Below are 17,103 nucleotides of genomic sequence, written 5' to 3'. Positions count from 1 at the left end.
ACTCTTCGTCATGTCGACGCCTTCATTCGTGTGAGAACGGTGTGGTGTCGGCAGCCCTCGCGTTCCGGCTTCGCAAACCGGGACCGCCACTGAAGTGGCAGCGGGGGCTTCCAACTTTGTTGGCCCGCGTCCTCCGCCCAGCCTCGCAACTGACTGGATGTCTGACGCTGCGCTCAGCTTACCCGTTGACGTGCGCACTGTCCCAGGTCCTTCCCATCCGTGTCGTTCGTACTACTGGTCACACCACAGGTGAGGCACCGTCAGTGCCCGCGCGCCTCCTCGTCATCGATCGCATGCAACTCCGGGAACGCGGCCGGGCCCGACAACACCGCATCCGACGACCTGGCCATCGACGCATACGCCGCATCCGCCAACTCCTCCCGCAACCGCGCCAGCTTGTCCCGATAGAACCGCGGCGACTGCATCAACTGGCCAGCCCGCACCCCCACGACGAGCGCCCGCTCCCACACCGCCTGAACCATCTCCGGCGGAAACTCCGGGAACAGATCCATCGGCAACTTCCGCGGCGAGCCCGCCGTATCCAACTGAGCGTCCGCGATGATCCCCGCCAGACGCACCGCCGCCGCCGCGTTCCGGGCATCCAGGACCGCATCCACGTGGGCCACGTCCACGCCCTCCACGCTCTCCGTGCTCACGCCGCCACCCCCAACACCGGCGCCTGAGGGAACAGCGCCACGTCCGCCCACCCGGCAGGAACCGTCACCGCAACCTCCAACGCCTCCTGCCCCCGGACCCGACGGAACTTCGCCCGCAACGCCTCCGAACACACCGACCGACCAGACCGCACCGGCACCGCCACCCGAACCCGGCCAGGCGCACGCCGCACCGACTCCACGTGCTTCACCTCCGCAGGATCCGACGGCCACAACAAGAACTGACCCTCCACCTCGATGAGCAGCTTCCGCGTCTTCGGAGGGATCGCCGGCACCGAGCCGTCATCAGGCACCACCAACGACCCGTCCACCAGCCCGGCCTTCACCGCGGCCGCCAGCAGGTCGTTGCGGGACGCAGACTCCTCCAACCCGAGATCCGTCGTCAGGTGGGAGCGCTGCCAATTCGCCTTCCTGACGTCCAGGCCCGACTCGATGGCCACGTCGTATTGGTCCGTGAACGCGGCCAAGGCCCGCAGCACCGCGAGCTTCTGCGGCGTGCGCAGCCGGTCCGCCGGCACCGGCTTCCGCTTCCGCGACCCCGAGCCCGCCCGGGCGCCCGACTCGGCCTCCTGCGCGGCGACCAGCCGGCCACGCTCCCGCACCGTCCGACCCGCACGAATCCCATCCGCCAACCCCGGAGCCACCATCGCGTACGCATCACACTCCGCCAACACCGGACACCCCCCACACACCTCCTTCGCCGCCGCCACCCGCGCCGACCGCACCCGCTGCTCCTCACCCCCATCCACATCCGGACCACTCCACGCATCCAACGCAACCCGCACGGTCTTCCCGTCCCGCTCCACGCTGCCCGCGGCCAGGCGCGGTTCGTCCGGGTCCGGGGCACACCCCCTGTACTTGAAGAAACGATGCTCAGTCCACGCCATGTAAGCGACGTCAGTCGGCGACATACGAGGGCTCACTGTTGCCCCCCTTCCAGGTCGTACGTAGCGAGTTCGTCATCGAGAATCCGTTCGGCCTCCGTCAGGACGGCCCGCTCCAGCAGGAGCTCATTCACGCGCGCACGGAACGCGTCGTAGTCCCGGGCCTGCATGGCGCCCGCGATACGCGAAGCGGCGCGCTCCGCGATCAGAGCGCGCCGCAACCGGTGCAGCCGATACACCGCCACACCCGCTATCCCCACAGCCAGGGCGGCGAGCGCAGCAACAACAACAGGCGGTTCTGGCACTTCGCTCACCTCCCATCGGTGGTGTGCCAGACGAACGGGACAGGGTCAGGGGTGGAACAGGGCGTTCGTCTGCACCCGGTGAGCAAGGAACTCCGCAGCCTCCGCCGCATCCGCCCGGGCATCCAGATCCGCCTGCTCACCCACATCCAGAGCCGCAGCGTCCATCTCCTCCTGCGTCTCCGTCGGCAACTGCGCCCACCACGCCAACTCACCCTCCGGAACCCGCCGCGTGAACGACGTCGGATACTTCCGCTCCATACGCACCGCCCACACCCCGCCCACAGCGGCGGCGACCAGGACGACGATGAAGATCAACGCGAGTTCGAGCATGACGAAGCTCCGATCGGCTACAGCCGGATGATGGATGGGTGATGCGACGCCCCAGGGAGGGGACTTGGCGGGCCGCGCACGGCGGCCCGTAGTTCAGGACTCCGGCTGCGCGCCGGCCGGATCGCTCGGGAAGCAACGCTTGCACTCAGCGACCCAGGACATGCAGCGCCGGTCCACCGGCATCGCGGTCCTCCCACAGCGCGTACGGACCAGAACACGGACGCTCATGCCCCAGTTCCAGCACACGCCCTCGCACTCCACTGCGAGGTGGACGATGGGCCGGCTGGTGAAGGCGGGCACCACCGGATACGGCACGTCCTCGAAGGACACGTCCAGGCCTTCTCGCAGTCGCACCGGCGGCTCTGCCGGGACGTTGCGTTGTACCGAGCCGGCCATCAGGCGGCCTGCCCTTCCGTGGCGTCGCCCTGAGCGGCCTGCTGCTGGATCTCGGCGATACGGTCGTCCAGGATCTTCCGCAACGTCGTCACCGCGCCGCGCTTGTCCGTGAACTCCTCGTCCAGGGCGCCGTGCCTGTCGCCGTCCTCCCTGATCTGGTTGAAGATCAGGACGTTGTTGCTCTTCCAGCAGTCGGACACCTGCCGCAATAGCTTGGCCAGGTACTCACTCGGAGGCTTCGGAGCAGCAGGGGCGGCCTGGGTCTGCGCCTCCGGCTCCTGGCCCGCGGGCGCCGCCTCAGCGGCCTCCTGGCGGGCAGCAGCCACATCCGGCTCCGCCTCCACCTTCTCGTCCTTGAACTCCGCCTCCTTCGGCGCCTTCCAGTACGGCAACGCCGCCTGAACCACCGGAGCCAGACGGCCCTTGTTGTACAGCGACAGACCGAACTGGTCACCCAGGTTCGTCGCCGCCCGCTTCAAGGCCTGCGAGTCGGCCGTCTTCAGCGCCAGGTCGTGCGCGTCCGCCCGGGACGGCTGGTTCGTGGCATCCCCAGTGGCGATGCCGTGCCAGTGCCCCAGCTCAACGCCGTCGACCTTGACCGACAGACGGACGGCGACCCGGTAGATGACGGTCCACGCCTCATACGGATTCCCGTACGGCTGCCCGTTCTTCCCGATCTTCTGGTGGTTCGGAATGCTGGTCTCAGCGATCAGCGAGGACTCCAGCAAGTCCGTGTCGTGCCCGCCGAACCCGAAGATACGGATCAGGTAACGACGGATGTCCCAGGCCTCCATATGCGCGAAGCCCTTGCCGTCCGAACCGACGCGGTCCGGGTCCACGGGGCGCAGCAGCTGGGCGATCTGAAGGTCGGAGAGAGCGCCGATACGGCGGCCGATGCCCTGGTTTTGGGTGTGCGAGGTCGGGCCCTCCGCCATGCTGCCAGCGGGGGCCTCAGGCGAATTCGCCATGAGGGGTATCTCCTAGGTGGTCACACGGGCTGCGGGGCGGCCCCAAACCGGGGCCGGCATCCCGCCCCGGTCAATCGTCAGTAGAACTTCCACCAGCAGCGCCGTACTCGGCATCCGCCAGCTCTTCCAGACTCAGCTCGCTGATCAGGTAGTCGATCGCGATGGTCTGCGCCGTCACCCGGTACTTCAGCTCCCGCTTCAACGCGAGAGCCTTCTCCCGCACCCGGGCCACCAGATCACTGTCCACGTACACGCTCAGCGTGGCCCGCTCATACTCCGAGCCCTGCGGCGCCTTCGGGATCACATACGGCGTCCACGCCCCGGCCAGGACCTTCTCGAAGCCCTCCGCCACGATCTCCCGCAGGCCCGTGTCCACCACCGCCGGATGCTTACGGATCGCGTCAGCCAGCCGCGGGGGAACCAGCAGGTTCAGCAGGGTCCTGCCCTCGAACTCGTTCGGGACCGGCTCGTAGTCCAGCCCGTACTCGTCCAGCAACAGCCGAAGGGCGAGCTTCGCCACCGTGGCATTCGCCCGGAACCCCAGACGCTCACCCAACTCCGGCAGCTTCTCCCGCACCTCGGCCAGGACCGCGGAGTCCACCGGCACGTTCAGGTTGACCTTCTCCACCGCCGAACCGCGCGGATCCCGCGGAATCTCCTCCGCTTCCACCTCGCCGTCCAGCAGCTGCCGAAGCCGTACCGACGCAGCCTCCGCAAGCAGCGGCTGCACCTTCACCGCCGCGCGCTTCTTCTCATCCGGCTCCGCCCGACGCACGGCAGCATCCTGGATCGCCGTACGCAGATGCACGGGAACCGAGATCGACACGTTCGTGAAGTTGGCCGGCACCCGGGAAGCCTCCCGGTCCACGGTCAGCATCCGATGCCCGAACGGCCTGGCCAAAGCCTCCAGCGTGGCGGCAACCTCCGGAAGAGTCGCCTGCAACGCCTCCGCTCCCATCGTCAGGTGCTGGCGGTAGCGGTCAACCTCGGACTTGCGGGCCACGTGGGGTCCTCTCGGCAGTGCGCGCCGATCGGAATGGTCCGGCAGGCGCGTGGGGGCATCTTGCACGGCATCATCCTCCATATCTCGTGTAGGTGCCATGGCGTATGGGCTGCGGTTGCGGCCCTGGTGACGACTGTACGCACAAACCCCTTGCTTGTCCATGTCGTATGGACTACGTTTGACCTATCACCGCAGGGCAACAAGGGGGACACCACGATGAACGCCAGCAGCCGCGAGGCCCGCCACACGCTCCGCACCCGCACCCGCACCCAGCGCGCCGCCTCCCGCATCAACCGCCGCGGCAACGGCTCCCTCACCACCCACTGCATCGCCGCCGGCCTCACCCCCAAGGAAGCCCGCACCGTCGCCAGCAGCCTCCGTAAAGCCGCCACCAAGCTCGGCATCACCGGAACCCCTGCCCGCACCCACGCCGCCGGCCGCATGCGCGACAGCCGCCGCTACACCGCCCTGGAAGTCGCCCGCGCCGCCGTGGTCTACCGTCCCCGCAAGGCGGCCTACAAGGACGCCGCCGCCCGCCTCGCCCTCGCCGCCTGACCCCAGGAACGACGAAAGCCGCCACTCCGAACAGGAGTTGACGGCCGATCCCCCCGGGCACATGCCCGAATAGAAGGACGCCAGTCTAAGCCCGGACCTCTTCACCGATCAAGACCCGTTCAGAATCCCAGCTCAGGAGGACCCCAAGAGATGACGACCAGCAGCATCGTTGAAGCGGCGGTGCGTGCCCTGACCCCGCATCAGCGTCCGGTGATCCGCAACGACTACGGCAGCCCGATCGTCGCCGGCTTCTCGGTCACCGCGGGCCTCGGCGGTACGGCACGCGTCACGCACACCACTCCGCAGCCCGACCTCACCGACCCTGAGCGGCCCAGTGACGACGAGCTGGCGCAGGCGCGGCATCGGATGGTGAACGCCTATGCGCGGACCTTGGCGGAGGCGGGGTGGACGCAGGTGGATCGGCGCGGTGTGAACTCGCGCTATCCGTACCTGCTCGCTCACCGCTGACCTGGCAGGGGGAAGGGACCCAAGCGGGGGTGTGTGATCGGGCATAGCGTCCGGTGCAGGGAACGCGAGGAGGAGCATCGTGGTGCAGGAACCGTCTGAGCAGCGTCTGTGCGGTCGTACGGAGGCGCTGTCCGGGGCCGTGTACCCGCCGTGTGTGCGGGAGGCGGACCACCGGGAGGCGTTCTGCCGCAGCGCGGCCGGTGACCTGTTCCTCGCCCCCGGCACCGGCCAGCCTTGACCGGACGGCGGCACGGGGGAAGGCACCTCAGACAAACCCGCGTTCTCGGCATAGCGTGAGCGCACAGGCTGAAGAAGGCCCCGCATGGCACCCGTTCCATCCACCTTCCTGATCTTTCCGTGAAACCTCAGGGAGCCCCCACCACCAGCCCGCCATGGTGCCCGACTCGGGACGGTGCACGGCACGGCGCACGCGACCTCCCCTAGTGGGTGGAGGTCCCTGAGGTTACGCAGAAACTTGATCCATCGTGTGGGACCGGGATACTTAACGCCCATGGACCCCCGCCTGCTCCTCGAGGACTGGATCGCCACCAGCGTCCTGCGGCCCTCCACCCAGCTCGCCTACCGCCGCGACGTCACCTCCTGGCTCGACTGGTGCGCCGGCAACCGAGTCGACCCCTACGCCTTCGGTATCGAGCACGTCGCCCGCTGGGCCTACGACCGCTACCTCAAAGAGGTCCTGGGCAGCCGGCCCTTCAACGACCCCGCTGACCTCGCCTGGATCGCCGAGCACCACCCGGCCGTCGCCAAGTCACACGACCGCCGCATCAGCTCCCTCACCGGCTACTACGAAGCCGCCCGCGACCAAGGCTGCATCCGCATCCCCCCCGACCTGACCGAACTGCGCTCCGGCCTCGACCGCGACGGACAAGCCCCCCAACGCCTCCTGCCCGAGGAGCGGGACGCGTTCCTGACCGCGATCGGATCCTGGGGGCCGGACAACTCCCGCAACCACCACCGCGACCGCCTCATCGCCCACCTCCTCCTCGAGGGGATCCGCCCGGGCCGCATCGTCCTCCTGGACATCCGCCACCTGTACGAGATGACCTCAGGCACCGGCATCCCCTACTACGAGGTACGCGCCCCCGACGACCACGAGAACGTCGGCAAGCCGTACGTGCTGGGCCTGTTGGCCTCCGCGGCGGTGCGCGCGTATCTGCCGAAGCGTCGCAAGCCCGCCGATGGCGTCCACGCCCTCATCATCGGCGAAGGCGGACAGGGCCTGACCTCCGACTACCCCAACAAGATCGTCCAGTCCATTGCCGCCACATCCGTCCTCGCCGGCCGCGAACCACCGGTGACCGCCGACGCCCTTGCCCACACCGGCACCTGGAACACGACTCAAGCCGGCTAGTCGTCGTTGCTGGGCAGGCGTTCGGCGATGCGGGCGGCAATGCGGTAGCCGGGGCTGTTGTCCAGGCGGCCTCGGCTACGTCAGGCCACCAACGGGTGTCGCAGGTTCAGCAGGATGTAGAGGTCCGTGCTGTCGTACGCCCATCGGGCCACTCCGCCGTCCTCTTCCAGGTGCAGCAGAGTGCGGCTGGGCATGGTGGTTCCGACCTCCAGCGGGACGCAGAAGGCCCGCAGGACGGTGGGGATGGTCAGAGACTCCGGCGCCGCGCACCCTGCCGTGTAGGGCACGCCCGTGGAGCGCGTGACGACGATGTCCTCAGTCCACGCCACCGTGCCGTCCTCGTCGGCTGCGTTCTGGTTGCTATCCAGTTGTGTAGTGAAGGGGTCTGGTAGGTCAGCCAGGGCTGCGGCGTTGGCGGCCCGTGCGGCGTCCGGGCGCGGCACCGCGCCGACTTCAATCTGCACCATGGCGTACCGGCCCGCTCCGACTTCAGCATGGATGTCGAGGAAGGCGGCGACCTGGTGCACGGGCCAGCGCCCGGGCTTCAGGCGGTGTATCTGCCCGACCGCAGCTACGAACCCGGGCGTGAAGTGGGTGCCGCTGGCGAGGCGGTTGCGTGTGCGGACGAGCGCGGCCGCCGTGGGTTCCAGTGTGAGGATGCGATCCAGGACGGCGTGGGCGCCGCGTTCGTGGCTGATGGTCACAGGTCGGTCCCTTCAGGCTCTTCGGTGGCCTTGCGCCCGATCTGCGCCAGGGGGTTGTTCTCGCCCGCGGCATCCTCCTCGTCGACGTAGCCGATGAGGGCCTTCGACTTGTCGTCCCAGCCGCCGTGCCGACCGATCTGCACGATGTCGACGCCCGCGGCCCGGGCGGACTTGACGAAGCCGCGGCGGGAGGAGTGGGAGCGCCACCGTCCGGGGAGGCCGGTGCGTTCGATGGAGCGCTGGACGATGTCGGAGGCGGCTTCGATGGTCATGCGGCCGTCGGGGTCGCCGATGGGCTTCCCCTTGCGGTGCATGGGGGGTGCGAGGTAACCCCAGCGGTCCATGCGGAGGAAGAGGGCCCCGGTGTGGTGATCGTTCTCGGCGAGGGCGGCAACCAGGGCACGGACGGCGCGGACGGCGCAGAGTTCGGGGTCGGGGTCCAGGGGGACGTCGGGGGTCTGCCAGAGCTTGCGCTTCTTGCGGTACACCCGCACCTGGAAGCCGCCGCCGGGGAGCTCGGTGAAGCTGCCCGGCCAGTCAAGGGGGACGAGTTCGCTGCCGCGGGAGGCGAGGGCGTGCCCGAGGAGCATGAGGGCGGCGTCCCGCTTCCCGGCCAGGGTGGTGCGGTCCAGTTCGGCGAGCGCGGCGCGGAGGACGGTGCGGTCGGCGGGGCTGGCCTTGCGGGGTTGGGAGGCGGGGTCTTTGGCGAGGGCGAGCTGCTCGCGGTAGCCGGCGACGACTTTGCGGGCGCCCATGGTGTCGGGGGGCTGGTATCCGGCGGCGCGGTGGGAGGAGCGGATGGAGGCGATGATGCGGTCCATCGTCTTGGGCCCGTACGGGCGGCCGGTGCGCGGCCGCGGGGTGCGCTTCAGGTAGGAGAGGTATTCGGTCACGGTCTGGGGGGCGGCGGGCAGGGGCCGACGGCGGACCGTGGCGCACCATTCGGCGAAGCGGTCCATGTCGCCCTGGTAGGCCTTGGTGGTCTGTTCTGGGATGCCTGCCTGGACGTCTTCCTGTGCTTCGGGGGACAGCCAGGCGTCCGGGTCCTCTTCCGTCAGGGGGACGGCGGGCGCGCGGTCTTCGGGGATTGCGGGCAGGTTGTCGACCAGCTCCGCGTCCACTACCTCGTCGTGCTCGTTCATGGCCTGCTTCACCGAGACCGGTAGGCGTACGCCATGGCAACAGCAGACGATGTCACGAAGGGAGTCGCAGCCACGATCAGCCACTGCATGAGCGAGTTGGGCCACACGGCCAGTACCACGATGCCGGTCACGGCAGCGGGAACTGTCAGGCCGACAACGAACATGCGCTTCATCGGGTCCACGTGCGTCTCTCCTGCCTCAGAATGATCCCTCTTCAGAAGGAACATTAACCGGAGCTATGTGGCACGTTGCCCCCATGCCGCCTCCGGCTCGTCGCGCAGCAGCCCGGCCTCACGGAGCATGGCGACTTGGTGCCTAGCGTGGGACTTGCCCAGTTCGGCCCAGCCGCACAGGCAGCTGCTGATGTCGCGACGCTGGTGGGCGACGAGGATCAACTCGGCATCCTGCATAGAGTCCATGCCGACAGTCTGGCCTCGCTGCCGTCAACCGTTCCCCCGCTGCACGACCGGTGATCTTGTCGCGCCTCACAGACCGTCAGATTCTTCGTCAGGAGCGATTCTCCGGTCGCCAGTGCTCCGCGCGACGACACAACCAGTCCGCCTCCGGAAGGCAGGGGCAAGCCCCGCATACGGGGCACAATTCCTGACGGCATCCGCTGCACACGGTCGGCTGGTTCTGCTCGGGCATCAGTACGTGCCTGGGATCGTGGCGACCTTGCAGTCCGGGCACCGGTCTTCCTGCCGGTACTCGTTCGGCCGGTAGGACTTCCACCCAGCCTTCTCATGCGCCCGACGGTGGATCAGTCCCTCCCCATCGGTCTCCGCCTTGCCGTCGCTCCAAGTGGTGCCGCAGCGGTCGCATTTGATGGTTCCGATGGGGCGCTCACCCAGCCCCGTCCACGTCACGGTCATAGCGCTCCATCCTGCCGCATCGACGCGGGTTCGGGGCGCGTGGGCAGTTCCGCGCCGGGCCGTCCCGCGAACCACTCCCAGAGTTGGCGGGTGATGTTGCTGCGGTCGCTTCCGACGGCGTGGGTGGCCGCGTCGAAGTCGGCCACCAGTTCGTCGGGGATGCCACGCACGACGCGCTGCTTGTGGCGGTGGCGGTGCTGCTTGCGTCGTTCTTCGTCGGTGGCCATGGGCCAATCATGCGGGGTGGCTTGCCACCGGTCAAGCCGTCTGCCATAGTGGTGGCAAGCCACCAAAGAGCAGGGAGACCACGATGAGCGTCACGACTCGCGAGCAGGGCACGACCAAGGTTGCGGAGATGGCGGCCAAGCTCAGCGACGAGGCTCTCTGCCTCGCCTGGATGGGCACCGAGAACAAGCCCGTGACTCAGGAACTCGCCATCGTGCGCGGCTGGATGATGGACGAGCTCCACACCCGCCTCGGTGACGACCTGTTCGACGAGTGGCTGGCGGGCGACGAGAACGGCGACACCCTCAACCCGCTCGCCTTCCTGGCCCTCGCGAGCAAGTGACCACTCGATACTGTGACGCCCCGGCTGAGGAAAGCAGCCGGGGCGCCGCCCGTACCGTATCGAAGTAGGAGGCGACCATGACGATGAAGCCGCACCCCTCGGAACAGGAAGCCGCCGCAACTCTGGCCCGCGAGTGCACCGACCACGCGGCGGTCATTCTCTGGTGCGCCGACCGAGTGCGATCCGTGGACGACAGCGAGACGGCCCAGGATGCGGCGGACCACCTGCACGGCCTGTCCACCCGGGCGCAGGTCGACTCCTCCCCCGTGACGGACCGGGCCGCCATCATCCGCTGGTGCGCGCAGCAGATCCACTCCATGGGCGGTGACGCTGACGTGGAGCGGGCCGCCGAGTACCTGGACGACCTTGCGACCGAGGCGCTTTGGGTCCAGCACGACGAGGCCGTCTCTGTCCGGCAGGAGGGAGAACAGCGGAGCTGCGGCTACACGAAGCGGCACCCCTCGCACACGTTCATGCGCCTGGAAGTCCTCTTCCAGTGCCCCGGCCAGCACGAGACGGAGGACGAGCGATGAGAGCGATGAGCGGCGACCTCGCCCCGCGCCAGCCGGACGCCACCCCAGCCACCGAGCGAGATCTCACCACAGCACCGAAAGGACCACCACGCATGACGGCCAACCAGGATCGCGCCTACGAGGCCCGCATTCAGGCACTCATTGACCAGGAGCAGCACGACGACGATCACGAGCCGGGGTGCGCCTCGCAGAGTTACCCCGACCCCGGTATCTGCTATTGCGAGAGGAGCGGCGACTTCGCCGTAGAGAGAGGCGCCCAGTACCTCGACGGCCTGGCAACCGAGGCTGGAGAAAGCGAGAAGCGGCAGTGATCGAATCAGTCGAGGAGTTCGGCAACCGGTGGCGCGACCGCGCCCTTGAAGCCGAGATAGAGATCGAGCGCCTCCGAGCGGAGTTGGCTCAGGTGATCGAACATCGGGATTACTGGCACCAAGAAGCGATGTCGGCGACCGCCCGCATCGGGGAACTTGAGACCGGAGCGCAGACTGATCGCGCCCGCTAGACTCTGTGTAGGCGTTCGCGCCGCAGGACTCCCACATAAATAGCAGGGGCGTCCAGGGATGGGATGCCGGTCCGACCCTACGGGGCGCCACCGGCGAGGCTGCCGCAATACGGCCTGAACGCGGACCCTGCCGCCCCGCCCGCAGGAAACCGAAGCCCCGCCATGCGCGGGGCTTCGGCGCGTCCCCTACTTGCCGCGCCCGGCCTCCACGGCGGCCAGGCACACGACGCACAGTGGGCAGCCCCCGGACCCGTACCGGTGCGTGGGATGCCCGCACCCGGTACACGGGCCGACCTGCGCGGGCGGACACGTCGGGGAAGGAGGCTTCGGCCTGTCGGTCAGCATGCCCGCCATCGTACGTACGCCCGGGTCCAAGCCCTCACTTGTCCCTGATCACGAGATAGATCGGCTCTTCGTCGATCAGCCCCCCAACAGTCTGGATCCGACAGACCATCTTGTAGACGTCGTCCAGAACCCCGCCCTCCACCCGCTGCGTGACATCGCCGCCATCGACGACGGGCGCCCCGACAGCCGTCAACCCCTCAGGCACCGTGACCGTCACAGAGTCGATGGTGTCGGAGACGTCAGCGAGCCATGGCCCCCATTCCCAGGTGTAGTCCAGGCGGGCCACAGGGACCTTGGTATAGCTGGCGGCCATCGGCCTACCTCCGAATGGTGTGGGTGCGAGGCTCGACCGGGATGCTGTAGTGCCGTTGCCGGGCGGGCACGACGAGCCGCCGAGGCTGGACGGGAATCCTGTACGTGCGTTTCAGGCTGGGCAGGCTGGTGGAGGGCGTGGTGAGCGGATGGGCCGCGTCAGTCTCCAGCGCGGGCGTCAGGGTTGCGGTCTTGGCGCCGGCGAGCGGTTGCGCCGTTTCGACGGCTCCGGCAGCAGTGAGCGTGCCCGCCTTCGTGCCGGTGAGGGTCTGGGTGGTGTCCTGCTCGGTGGCCGGCGCGAGGGCGGCTGTCTTGCTGCCGGTGAGAGGCAGTGCCTCCTCGAGGGCGTTTGCCGTACCGAGTACTCCCGGGGCGCCCCCGGTGAGCGGCTGCGCTTCCTCCACGGCGGCCGCGACGCCGAGCGTGGCCGCCTTCTCCCCGGCGAGGGGCTGCACACTGTCGTGCGTGTCGGCTGGCGTGAGGGGGGCGGTCTTGGATCCGGCGAGACTCTCCGCCGTGTCAGCTTCGGCGGCCGAGGTGAGCCCCGCGGTCTTGGTGCCGGTAAGTGGCTGAGCGGTGGACGTGTCCGTGGCCGTGCCGAGAGTGGCGGTCTTGCTGCCGGGCAGGGGCTGCGCATCCTCCGCCTCGGTAGCGGGGGCCAGGGGAGCGGCCTTCGTGCCAGTCAGGGGCTGTGCCGATTCGGCGGCAGCGGACGGTCCGAGAGCACTCGTCTTCGCGCCGGTCAGCGGCTGCGCCGTCTCCGTGCTGCTGGCAGGGCTGAGAGCGCTGGCCTTGCTGCCGGTGAGCGCCTGGACTGACTCCGTTTCGGAAGCGACGGGCAGGGCCCCGGTTTTCGATCCCGTGAGGGGTTGCGCTGTGTCGGTGGCGCCGGCGGTGCCGATCGTGGCCGTCTTGGCGCCCGTGAGTGGCTGCGCCGTCTCCGCTTCGGTCGCAGGTGTGAGGGTGAGAGTCGTGCCGGTGGTGACGTCTGCCGCGGCGAAGTCGTCGAAGCGGAGCGAGCTGACGGATTCGGCTCGGAGGCCGACGGACGTTCCTGTCGTGACGGCGGTGTTGACCACCGACACCCTCTCGATTCCGTTGACGAAGCCCTTGATCGTCGAGCCGACGGCCTGGATCTTCGCCACGTCGCCTGCGACGGCTGCCCCTGCGAAGGAGCCGATGGAGGTAAATGAACCTCCCACGACGCTGAACAGATTCCAGGAGGAGCCGTCATTCCTCCACAAATAGCCGGACGTGATGTTGGTGTTGCCCCTGGCCCACACGCCATGGGAGACGGCCGCGGTGGCGGAGATTTTCACCTGCGCCGAGTGATCGGATGTTGCCATCGCTGTGGCGGCGCGCAGAATGATCGTGCCGCCCGCAGACCCGCTGCTGAGCTGGTTGGAGATGATCGACCAGTCGCCGCTCACTTCCACCCAGGTTGCGCCGAGGCTGGTGGAATCCACCCTGTTGAAGTCGTCGGTGATCGTCGTCACGGCATCCTCCCGCCAGGACTACCCGCCGTTACGCGGCCTAGCTGGCTCGGAAGAAATCGGCAATGTTCAAGGTGAAGGTGGTGCCGTCCGGCGACCAGGTCGCGTCAGCCTTGGTGACGGGGATCAAGTCGGCGTCGGTGCCAGTGGTGTTGTCCGGGTCGTAGCAGACCACCAGCGCGCCCACGGCGTTGCCGGTCGGCGACGTCCATGACACGTCGGCGGCGTCGATTTCCACACGGTCGAGAGTGTCGTTGACCGTCACCGTGATGCCGGTGAGGGTCTTCCGGCCGACGGTGGTCTGCTCGTTGGTGGTGCCCGACACGACGTCGGCGAAGGTGTCCTTGTCCTTGAGGACAGCGTCGGTCTCCAGGCCGCTGGACTCCAGCGGGATCAGGATGAGGGCATCGCTCGCGGCAGGCAGCGCAGCGAGCGCGGCCGCCCGGCCGAGGGCGACGTTGAAGGTGAAGTTCGCCATTTCGATCTCCTATGTGGGTCGTCAGGTCTGCCGCGCGGGCCTTCCTGACGAGGTGCGTCGGCTGAGCAGGTTGATCGGCAGCAGTCCCGTCGACTGGGTGTCGCTCGGGGAGGGCTGGTCGCCCGGTGTGGGGGTGGGTGACGGGTCTGAGCTGGACGTCGGCCCGGACGTGCGGGTGCACTGGTAGCGGGGGTTGTTGGGGTCGAAGTCGTCGACCGGCACGCACTGGTACTCGGCGCCGTCCTGGTCGGTGTACGTCCACTCCGATGGCGGGGCCCCGTTTTTACCGTCGGTTCCGTCCTTGCCGTCCTGGCCGTTCGCGCCATCGGCTCCGTTCGCGCCAGCGGGCCCGGTCGGGCCGGGGATGGTGGAGTCGGCGCCCGGCTGCCCGGAAGCGCCCGGTGCGCCAGACGGCCCGGGCGGACCCGGACTTGGGGTGAGGGTGGGCGCCGGCTTCCCTGACGGTCCGGAAGGCCCGGGAGGACCCGACGGCCCGCGGGCACCGATGACCGTCTGGCCCGGCTCTCCCCGCGATCCGGGCGGACCGCCTACCGGCGTATGCCCCAGCGATTCCACCTGCTGAGCCAGTGCGTCCCGGGCGTCGTTGGAGGTGCGCAGGTCGTGCTGGAGTCCCTGTACGGACAGCAGGATCCACGCGACCGCGCACCCCAGTGCGAGGGCTGCGATCAGTGCGATTCCGTCGCCGCGGCGCCACCGGCGTTCCTGGGCGCGTATCTGTGCCCTGCCCATCACGTCCCCCGGCCGAGCAGGAGGATGACAGGTAGGAGGATCCCGACCAGGGGCACGACAACGGCTCCGATCAGCCACCGTCGGGTGGCTACAAGCTTTTCGGCGTCCTTCTCTCGCAGGGTTTCCAGCGTGGACACCCGCCCGGTCAGCGCCTCATGGCGAAGGTCGTAGATGCGTTGGTCGACCTTTTCGTCGAGGCGCCGACCGAGCTGTTGGATGTCGTCGCGGACGTCGGCGAGCCGATCTTCGAGGCGCCGGACCATTTCTCCGGGGGTCGGCTCGTCGGTCATGGTGAGGCTCCGGTCAGACAGCCCGAACCGTGGCGGGCTGCGCCGGCACCGGCGCGGTCACCTGCGTACGGTCGTAGGCGCCGAGCGCGAGAGACACGAACGACAGCACCACGGCCTGCGTATTGACGTCCCAGTCCAGGCCCAGACCGACCGCCAGGGCGATGACGGCCTGCGTCAGGCCGAGGACCGCGGCGACGACACCGTCCTTGGTGATGACGGCGATGATGACGCCCATGGCGGCGGCCGCGGCCGCGTTCACCCAGGCCTGCGTGTCCACGTCCACGTCGATGACGAACGCGGAGAACATCTTCACCGCGACGGCGAACAGGGCCAGCAGGGCTGCCGGTTCGCGGCCGAGCAGGAGGATCGGTTTCACGTGTTTCTCCTTCAGACGGGTTGGGCGAGTTCGCGGAAGCCGATGACGGTGCCGTCGGCTGTGGTGACGGGCCGGTAGGTGACCAGGAGGTCATCGCGGCGCGGCTGGGCGAGAGCGACCTCGAGGGGCACGATGCGCTTGGTGCCGTCCCGTGGGGCGGGCAGCTGCTGGGCGTGCCCGAACTCGACGAGTTCCACGGGGATGTCGTCCTCGTAGAGGGTGACCAGCGGCATCGGGGTGAGCTGCACGGCGGGCGGGTCGGGGTCGAAGGTGTGCAGGAGGCCGAAGTCGATGTCGTCGACGCCGTCCGGCCGGGTTTCGGCGTAGATGCGTACGGTGCGCCCTGTGTTGTTGACGATCACGGGGTCACCGTGAACAGGCCGGTCTTCTTGCCGAGTTCGGTCAGGGATGCCTTGCCGGGGATGCCGTTGGCGTCGGCGCCCCGGTAGCCGAGGTGCTGCTGCCACTTTCCGTACGCGGTGACGGTGGTCGAACCGAAGGAGCCGTCGCCTGCGTACGTCTTGGAGAGGTAGCCGAGCTTGACCAGGGCCGCCTCGGTGAGGTTGGTGCCCGCCATGTAGGTGACGTGGCCCTGCCTGGCCCCGGGGTCGGTCTTCGCGGCGGCGGTGAGGCGGGACAGGTCCACGCGCGGTGTGCTCGGGGTGGGCTTCGGGACGGCCGTGGTCCCGCCGGGCTTGATGGCGAGCTGCTTCTTCACGTCCGCGCGGAAGTCGTCCATGTCGAACGACGGGTCGATCTTTCCGGGCTGGACTTCCTTGTGCCCGGCGACGGACTTCTCGGTCCAGCCGTGGTGGCGGCAGTGCGCGGCCGCCCACAGCACGGCCTGCCGGTACTGGGCGGCCGGGTAGGGGTCTTTGCCGTTGCCGAGGTTCTCTATCTCCAGGCCGTACAGGACGTCGTTGCCGTCGGTGTCTGCGCGGTCGTCCGTGGGCAGCGGGCTCTTCTCCGCCATCAGCGCGCGGACGACGTCTCCGTCGACGAGGCCGGCGTGGTTGGCGCGGCCCTGGCCGATCATCCACAGGCCGGCGGTCTGGCCCAGCCAGTTGTGGCACAGCGGGCCCGGCAGGTCGGATCTGCCCTTGTAGCAGATGTCCTTGTCGTTGTGGCCGGCTGTGTGGTGGATGAGGACTCCGACGACCGGGCCGAAGGTCTTGCCGGTGGCGGTGTCGCGGTTGTGGGTGCGCCAGCCCGGATATTCGTGGACGGTGAGGCCCTCGGCCTTGTACGCGGCGAGCCGCTGGTCCGCGGTCATCGGTGTGGCCATCGGGTGCCGTCCTTTACATCGAAGAAATGAGGGGGCGCAAATCTCTGATCCAAAGGCTAGGGACTTTTAAGCCGGGTGTTCCCCCCACCCGAATCGGGGCAGGGGGAACACTCTTCTCGAACGTGCCTACGCTCGGGATATGCCGCCGAGGATCTCCGCCCGCACCCTCGTCCTGGCGCGAACCCTCCAGGACTTCCACGCCTGGTGCCGCGCACAGGGCCGAAGCCCCCGCGACCGCACTCTCCTGTACGCGTCCGGTCCGCATGTCCTGCGCGGCCTGGCCGGTGCCACGATCGTCCGTCACGGGGATTGGTGGAACCGTCCCGACGGGCACGCCCTGAAGACCGCGGTCGAGCGGCTCGAGGGAAGCACCGCCGTGGAGGCCGTGCTTCCTGTCTGACGTGCACGCCGCGTCGGTCCCTCGCCTCATAGCGGTGCGATCTTGAGTTCGATGGCCGCTCCGTAGGCGGCCCGGAACTGATCCGGTGTCCACGTCCG

Annotated in this window: 28 protein-coding genes; 8 read left to right on the top strand and 20 right to left on the bottom strand. The window is 68.6% G+C overall.

Annotation, left to right across the window (positions count from 1 at the left end; all coding sequences use genetic code 11):
• Positions 1-260: 260 nt before the first annotated feature.
• The 7 genes from BFN33_RS44800 to BFN33_RS44770 form a co-directional block, all read right to left on the bottom strand.
• Entirely contained in the window at positions 261-656 is a 396-nt protein-coding gene (locus BFN33_RS44800) for a hypothetical protein (RefSeq protein ID WP_069765985.1), read from the bottom strand.
• Positions 653-1,561, bottom strand: a complete 909-nt coding sequence (locus tag BFN33_RS55300; RefSeq protein WP_176742630.1) for a WhiB family transcriptional regulator — start codon at positions 1,559-1,561, stop codon at positions 653-655. The genes BFN33_RS44800 and BFN33_RS55300 overlap by 4 nt, the downstream gene beginning before the upstream one ends.
• A gap of 32 nt (positions 1,562-1,593) precedes the next feature.
• Positions 1,594-1,872, bottom strand: coding sequence for a hypothetical protein (locus BFN33_RS44790; protein WP_141758066.1), 279 nt, complete (start codon positions 1,870-1,872; stop codon positions 1,594-1,596).
• 36 nt (positions 1,873-1,908) lie between these two features.
• Complete coding sequence (locus BFN33_RS44785; RefSeq protein ID WP_069765982.1) at positions 1,909-2,193, bottom strand: hypothetical protein; 285 nt, start codon at positions 2,191-2,193, stop codon at positions 1,909-1,911.
• A 93-nt stretch (positions 2,194-2,286) separates the two neighbouring features.
• On the bottom strand, positions 2,287-2,589 hold the full coding sequence (locus tag BFN33_RS44780) for a hypothetical protein (protein ID WP_069765981.1): 303 nt from the start codon (positions 2,587-2,589) through the stop codon (positions 2,287-2,289).
• Positions 2,589-3,557, bottom strand: a complete 969-nt coding sequence (locus tag BFN33_RS44775) for a Rad52/Rad22 family DNA repair protein (RefSeq protein ID WP_079141350.1) — start codon at positions 3,555-3,557, stop codon at positions 2,589-2,591. The genes BFN33_RS44780 and BFN33_RS44775 overlap by 1 nt, the downstream gene beginning before the upstream one ends.
• Positions 3,558-3,627: 70 nt before the next feature.
• Positions 3,628-4,722 carry a hypothetical protein gene (locus BFN33_RS44770; RefSeq protein WP_141758064.1) on the bottom strand — a complete coding sequence of 365 codons (1,095 nt, stop codon included), beginning with the start codon at positions 4,720-4,722 and terminating at the stop codon, positions 3,628-3,630.
• 54 nt (positions 4,723-4,776) lie between these two features.
• On the opposite strand from BFN33_RS44770, the gene BFN33_RS44765 reads away from it, so the two are divergent.
• The 4 genes from BFN33_RS44765 to BFN33_RS44755 all read left to right on the top strand — a co-directional run bounded on the left by BFN33_RS44765 (position 4,777) and on the right by BFN33_RS44755 (position 6,955).
• The gene (locus BFN33_RS44765; protein ID WP_069765978.1) at positions 4,777-5,115 is read left to right on the top strand and encodes a hypothetical protein; all 339 of its coding nucleotides are present in this window, start codon (positions 4,777-4,779) and stop codon (positions 5,113-5,115) included.
• A 150-nt stretch (positions 5,116-5,265) separates the two neighbouring features.
• Positions 5,266-5,583 (top strand): hypothetical protein, encoded by a 318-nt coding sequence (locus BFN33_RS44760; protein WP_069765977.1) that lies wholly within the window; start codon positions 5,266-5,268, stop codon positions 5,581-5,583.
• Positions 5,584-5,665: 82 nt separating this feature from the next.
• Positions 5,666-5,821: a hypothetical protein gene (locus tag BFN33_RS53520; RefSeq protein WP_176742629.1), complete on the top strand. Its 156-nt coding sequence runs from the start codon at positions 5,666-5,668 to the stop codon at positions 5,819-5,821.
• A 273-nt stretch (positions 5,822-6,094) separates the two neighbouring features.
• Complete coding sequence (locus BFN33_RS44755) at positions 6,095-6,955, top strand: hypothetical protein (RefSeq protein ID WP_069765976.1); 861 nt, start codon at positions 6,095-6,097, stop codon at positions 6,953-6,955.
• A gap of 80 nt (positions 6,956-7,035) precedes the next feature.
• Here BFN33_RS44755 and BFN33_RS44750 read toward each other — a convergent pair whose 3' ends face one another.
• From BFN33_RS44750 to BFN33_RS44730, 5 genes are all read right to left on the bottom strand, one after another.
• Positions 7,036-7,659 (bottom strand): hypothetical protein, encoded by a 624-nt coding sequence (locus BFN33_RS44750; protein ID WP_069765975.1) that lies wholly within the window; start codon positions 7,657-7,659, stop codon positions 7,036-7,038.
• Entirely contained in the window at positions 7,656-8,801 is a 1,146-nt protein-coding gene (locus tag BFN33_RS44745) for a hypothetical protein (protein WP_069765974.1), read from the bottom strand. Before BFN33_RS44745 ends, BFN33_RS44750 begins: the two co-directional genes overlap by 4 nt.
• An 8-nt stretch (positions 8,802-8,809) precedes the next feature.
• Positions 8,810-8,983, bottom strand: a complete 174-nt coding sequence (locus BFN33_RS53515) for a hypothetical protein (protein WP_176742628.1) — start codon at positions 8,981-8,983, stop codon at positions 8,810-8,812.
• Between the two features lie 54 nt (positions 8,984-9,037).
• The gene (locus BFN33_RS44740; RefSeq protein WP_069765973.1) at positions 9,038-9,220 is read right to left on the bottom strand and encodes a hypothetical protein; all 183 of its coding nucleotides are present in this window, start codon (positions 9,218-9,220) and stop codon (positions 9,038-9,040) included.
• Between the two features lie 449 nt (positions 9,221-9,669).
• Positions 9,670-9,900, bottom strand: a complete 231-nt coding sequence (locus tag BFN33_RS44730) for a hypothetical protein (RefSeq protein WP_069765971.1) — start codon at positions 9,898-9,900, stop codon at positions 9,670-9,672.
• Positions 9,901-9,983: 83 nt separating this feature from the next.
• Between BFN33_RS44730 and BFN33_RS44725 the strand changes: the two genes are divergently transcribed.
• The 3 genes from BFN33_RS44725 to BFN33_RS44715 all read left to right on the top strand — a co-directional run bounded on the left by BFN33_RS44725 (position 9,984) and on the right by BFN33_RS44715 (position 11,085).
• Positions 9,984-10,241: a hypothetical protein gene (locus BFN33_RS44725; protein WP_069740712.1), complete on the top strand. Its 258-nt coding sequence runs from the start codon at positions 9,984-9,986 to the stop codon at positions 10,239-10,241.
• A 77-nt stretch (positions 10,242-10,318) separates the two neighbouring features.
• Positions 10,319-10,774, top strand: a complete 456-nt coding sequence (locus BFN33_RS44720) for a hypothetical protein (RefSeq protein ID WP_069740713.1) — start codon at positions 10,319-10,321, stop codon at positions 10,772-10,774.
• A gap of 92 nt (positions 10,775-10,866) precedes the next feature.
• Positions 10,867-11,085, top strand: coding sequence for a hypothetical protein (locus tag BFN33_RS44715; RefSeq protein ID WP_069740714.1), 219 nt, complete (start codon positions 10,867-10,869; stop codon positions 11,083-11,085).
• A gap of 570 nt (positions 11,086-11,655) precedes the next feature.
• Here the strand turns inward: BFN33_RS44715 and BFN33_RS44705 are convergent.
• Genes BFN33_RS44705 through BFN33_RS44670 form a run of 8 tightly spaced genes read right to left on the bottom strand, consistent with a single transcriptional unit; the run spans position 11,656 to position 16,605 of the window.
• The gene (locus BFN33_RS44705; RefSeq protein ID WP_069765969.1) at positions 11,656-11,934 is read right to left on the bottom strand and encodes a hypothetical protein; all 279 of its coding nucleotides are present in this window, start codon (positions 11,932-11,934) and stop codon (positions 11,656-11,658) included.
• 4 nt (positions 11,935-11,938) lie between these two features.
• Complete coding sequence (locus tag BFN33_RS44700; protein WP_069765968.1) at positions 11,939-13,429, bottom strand: hypothetical protein; 1,491 nt, start codon at positions 13,427-13,429, stop codon at positions 11,939-11,941.
• A 37-nt stretch (positions 13,430-13,466) separates the two neighbouring features.
• The gene (locus tag BFN33_RS44695) at positions 13,467-13,904 is read right to left on the bottom strand and encodes a hypothetical protein (protein WP_069765967.1); all 438 of its coding nucleotides are present in this window, start codon (positions 13,902-13,904) and stop codon (positions 13,467-13,469) included.
• A gap of 21 nt (positions 13,905-13,925) precedes the next feature.
• Positions 13,926-14,654: a hypothetical protein gene (locus BFN33_RS53510; protein ID WP_069765966.1), complete on the bottom strand. Its 729-nt coding sequence runs from the start codon at positions 14,652-14,654 to the stop codon at positions 13,926-13,928.
• Entirely contained in the window at positions 14,654-14,944 is a 291-nt protein-coding gene (locus BFN33_RS44685; RefSeq protein ID WP_069740722.1) for a hypothetical protein, read from the bottom strand. Before BFN33_RS44685 ends, BFN33_RS53510 begins: the two co-directional genes overlap by 1 nt.
• A gap of 13 nt (positions 14,945-14,957) precedes the next feature.
• Positions 14,958-15,320, bottom strand: coding sequence for a hypothetical protein (locus tag BFN33_RS44680; protein ID WP_069740721.1), 363 nt, complete (start codon positions 15,318-15,320; stop codon positions 14,958-14,960).
• A gap of 11 nt (positions 15,321-15,331) precedes the next feature.
• Positions 15,332-15,682 carry a hypothetical protein gene (locus tag BFN33_RS44675; RefSeq protein ID WP_069765965.1) on the bottom strand — a complete coding sequence of 117 codons (351 nt, stop codon included), beginning with the start codon at positions 15,680-15,682 and terminating at the stop codon, positions 15,332-15,334.
• Positions 15,679-16,605: an N-acetylmuramoyl-L-alanine amidase gene (locus tag BFN33_RS44670; protein WP_069765964.1), complete on the bottom strand. Its 927-nt coding sequence runs from the start codon at positions 16,603-16,605 to the stop codon at positions 15,679-15,681. Before BFN33_RS44670 ends, BFN33_RS44675 begins: the two co-directional genes overlap by 4 nt.
• Positions 16,606-16,744: 139 nt before the next feature.
• Between BFN33_RS44670 and BFN33_RS44665 the strand changes: the two genes are divergently transcribed.
• Positions 16,745-17,005: a hypothetical protein gene (locus BFN33_RS44665; protein ID WP_069765963.1), complete on the top strand. Its 261-nt coding sequence runs from the start codon at positions 16,745-16,747 to the stop codon at positions 17,003-17,005.
• The last annotated feature ends 98 nt before the right edge of the window (positions 17,006-17,103 follow it).

It is taken from the genome of Streptomyces sp. LUP47B, assembly GCF_001746295.1.
GTDB lineage: Bacteria > Actinomycetota > Actinomycetes > Streptomycetales > Streptomycetaceae > Streptomyces.
Note: the sequence above shows the minus strand (reverse complement) of the source record. Positions and strands in the feature narration are given on the sequence as shown.

Bases quoted from the DNA above. Each gene is read 5' to 3' on its own strand.
- BFN33_RS55300 (WP_176742630.1), bottom strand. From the start codon at position 1,561: ATGGCGTGGACTGAGCATCGTTTCTTCAAGTACAGGGGGTGTGCCCCG.
- BFN33_RS44785 (WP_069765982.1), bottom strand. From the start codon at position 2,193: ATGCTCGAACTCGCGTTGATCTTCATCGTCGTCCTGGTCGCCGCCGCT.
- BFN33_RS44780 (WP_069765981.1), bottom strand. From the start codon at position 2,589: ATGGCCGGCTCGGTACAACGCAACGTCCCGGCAGAGCCGCCGGTGCGA.
- BFN33_RS44775 (WP_079141350.1), bottom strand. From the start codon at position 3,557: ATGGCGAATTCGCCTGAGGCCCCCGCTGGCAGCATGGCGGAGGGCCCG.
- BFN33_RS44770 (WP_141758064.1), bottom strand. From the start codon at position 4,722: ATGGACAAGCAAGGGGTTTGTGCGTACAGTCGTCACCAGGGCCGCAAC.
- BFN33_RS44765 (WP_069765978.1), top strand. From the start codon at position 4,777: ATGAACGCCAGCAGCCGCGAGGCCCGCCACACGCTCCGCACCCGCACC.
- BFN33_RS44760 (WP_069765977.1), top strand. From the start codon at position 5,266: ATGACGACCAGCAGCATCGTTGAAGCGGCGGTGCGTGCCCTGACCCCG.
- BFN33_RS44755 (WP_069765976.1), top strand. From the start codon at position 6,095: ATGGACCCCCGCCTGCTCCTCGAGGACTGGATCGCCACCAGCGTCCTG.
- BFN33_RS44745 (WP_069765974.1), bottom strand. From the start codon at position 8,801: ATGAACGAGCACGACGAGGTAGTGGACGCGGAGCTGGTCGACAACCTG.
- BFN33_RS44740 (WP_069765973.1), bottom strand. From the start codon at position 9,220: ATGGACTCTATGCAGGATGCCGAGTTGATCCTCGTCGCCCACCAGCGT.
- BFN33_RS44730 (WP_069765971.1), bottom strand. From the start codon at position 9,900: ATGGCCACCGACGAAGAACGACGCAAGCAGCACCGCCACCGCCACAAG.
- BFN33_RS44725 (WP_069740712.1), top strand. From the start codon at position 9,984: ATGAGCGTCACGACTCGCGAGCAGGGCACGACCAAGGTTGCGGAGATG.
- BFN33_RS44720 (WP_069740713.1), top strand. From the start codon at position 10,319: ATGACGATGAAGCCGCACCCCTCGGAACAGGAAGCCGCCGCAACTCTG.
- BFN33_RS44715 (WP_069740714.1), top strand. From the start codon at position 10,867: ATGACGGCCAACCAGGATCGCGCCTACGAGGCCCGCATTCAGGCACTC.
- BFN33_RS44705 (WP_069765969.1), bottom strand. From the start codon at position 11,934: ATGGCCGCCAGCTATACCAAGGTCCCTGTGGCCCGCCTGGACTACACC.
- BFN33_RS44695 (WP_069765967.1), bottom strand. From the start codon at position 13,904: ATGGCGAACTTCACCTTCAACGTCGCCCTCGGCCGGGCGGCCGCGCTC.
- BFN33_RS53510 (WP_069765966.1), bottom strand. From the start codon at position 14,654: ATGGGCAGGGCACAGATACGCGCCCAGGAACGCCGGTGGCGCCGCGGC.
- BFN33_RS44685 (WP_069740722.1), bottom strand. From the start codon at position 14,944: ATGACCGACGAGCCGACCCCCGGAGAAATGGTCCGGCGCCTCGAAGAT.
- BFN33_RS44670 (WP_069765964.1), bottom strand. From the start codon at position 16,605: ATGGCCACACCGATGACCGCGGACCAGCGGCTCGCCGCGTACAAGGCC.
- BFN33_RS44665 (WP_069765963.1), top strand. From the start codon at position 16,745: ATGCCGCCGAGGATCTCCGCCCGCACCCTCGTCCTGGCGCGAACCCTC.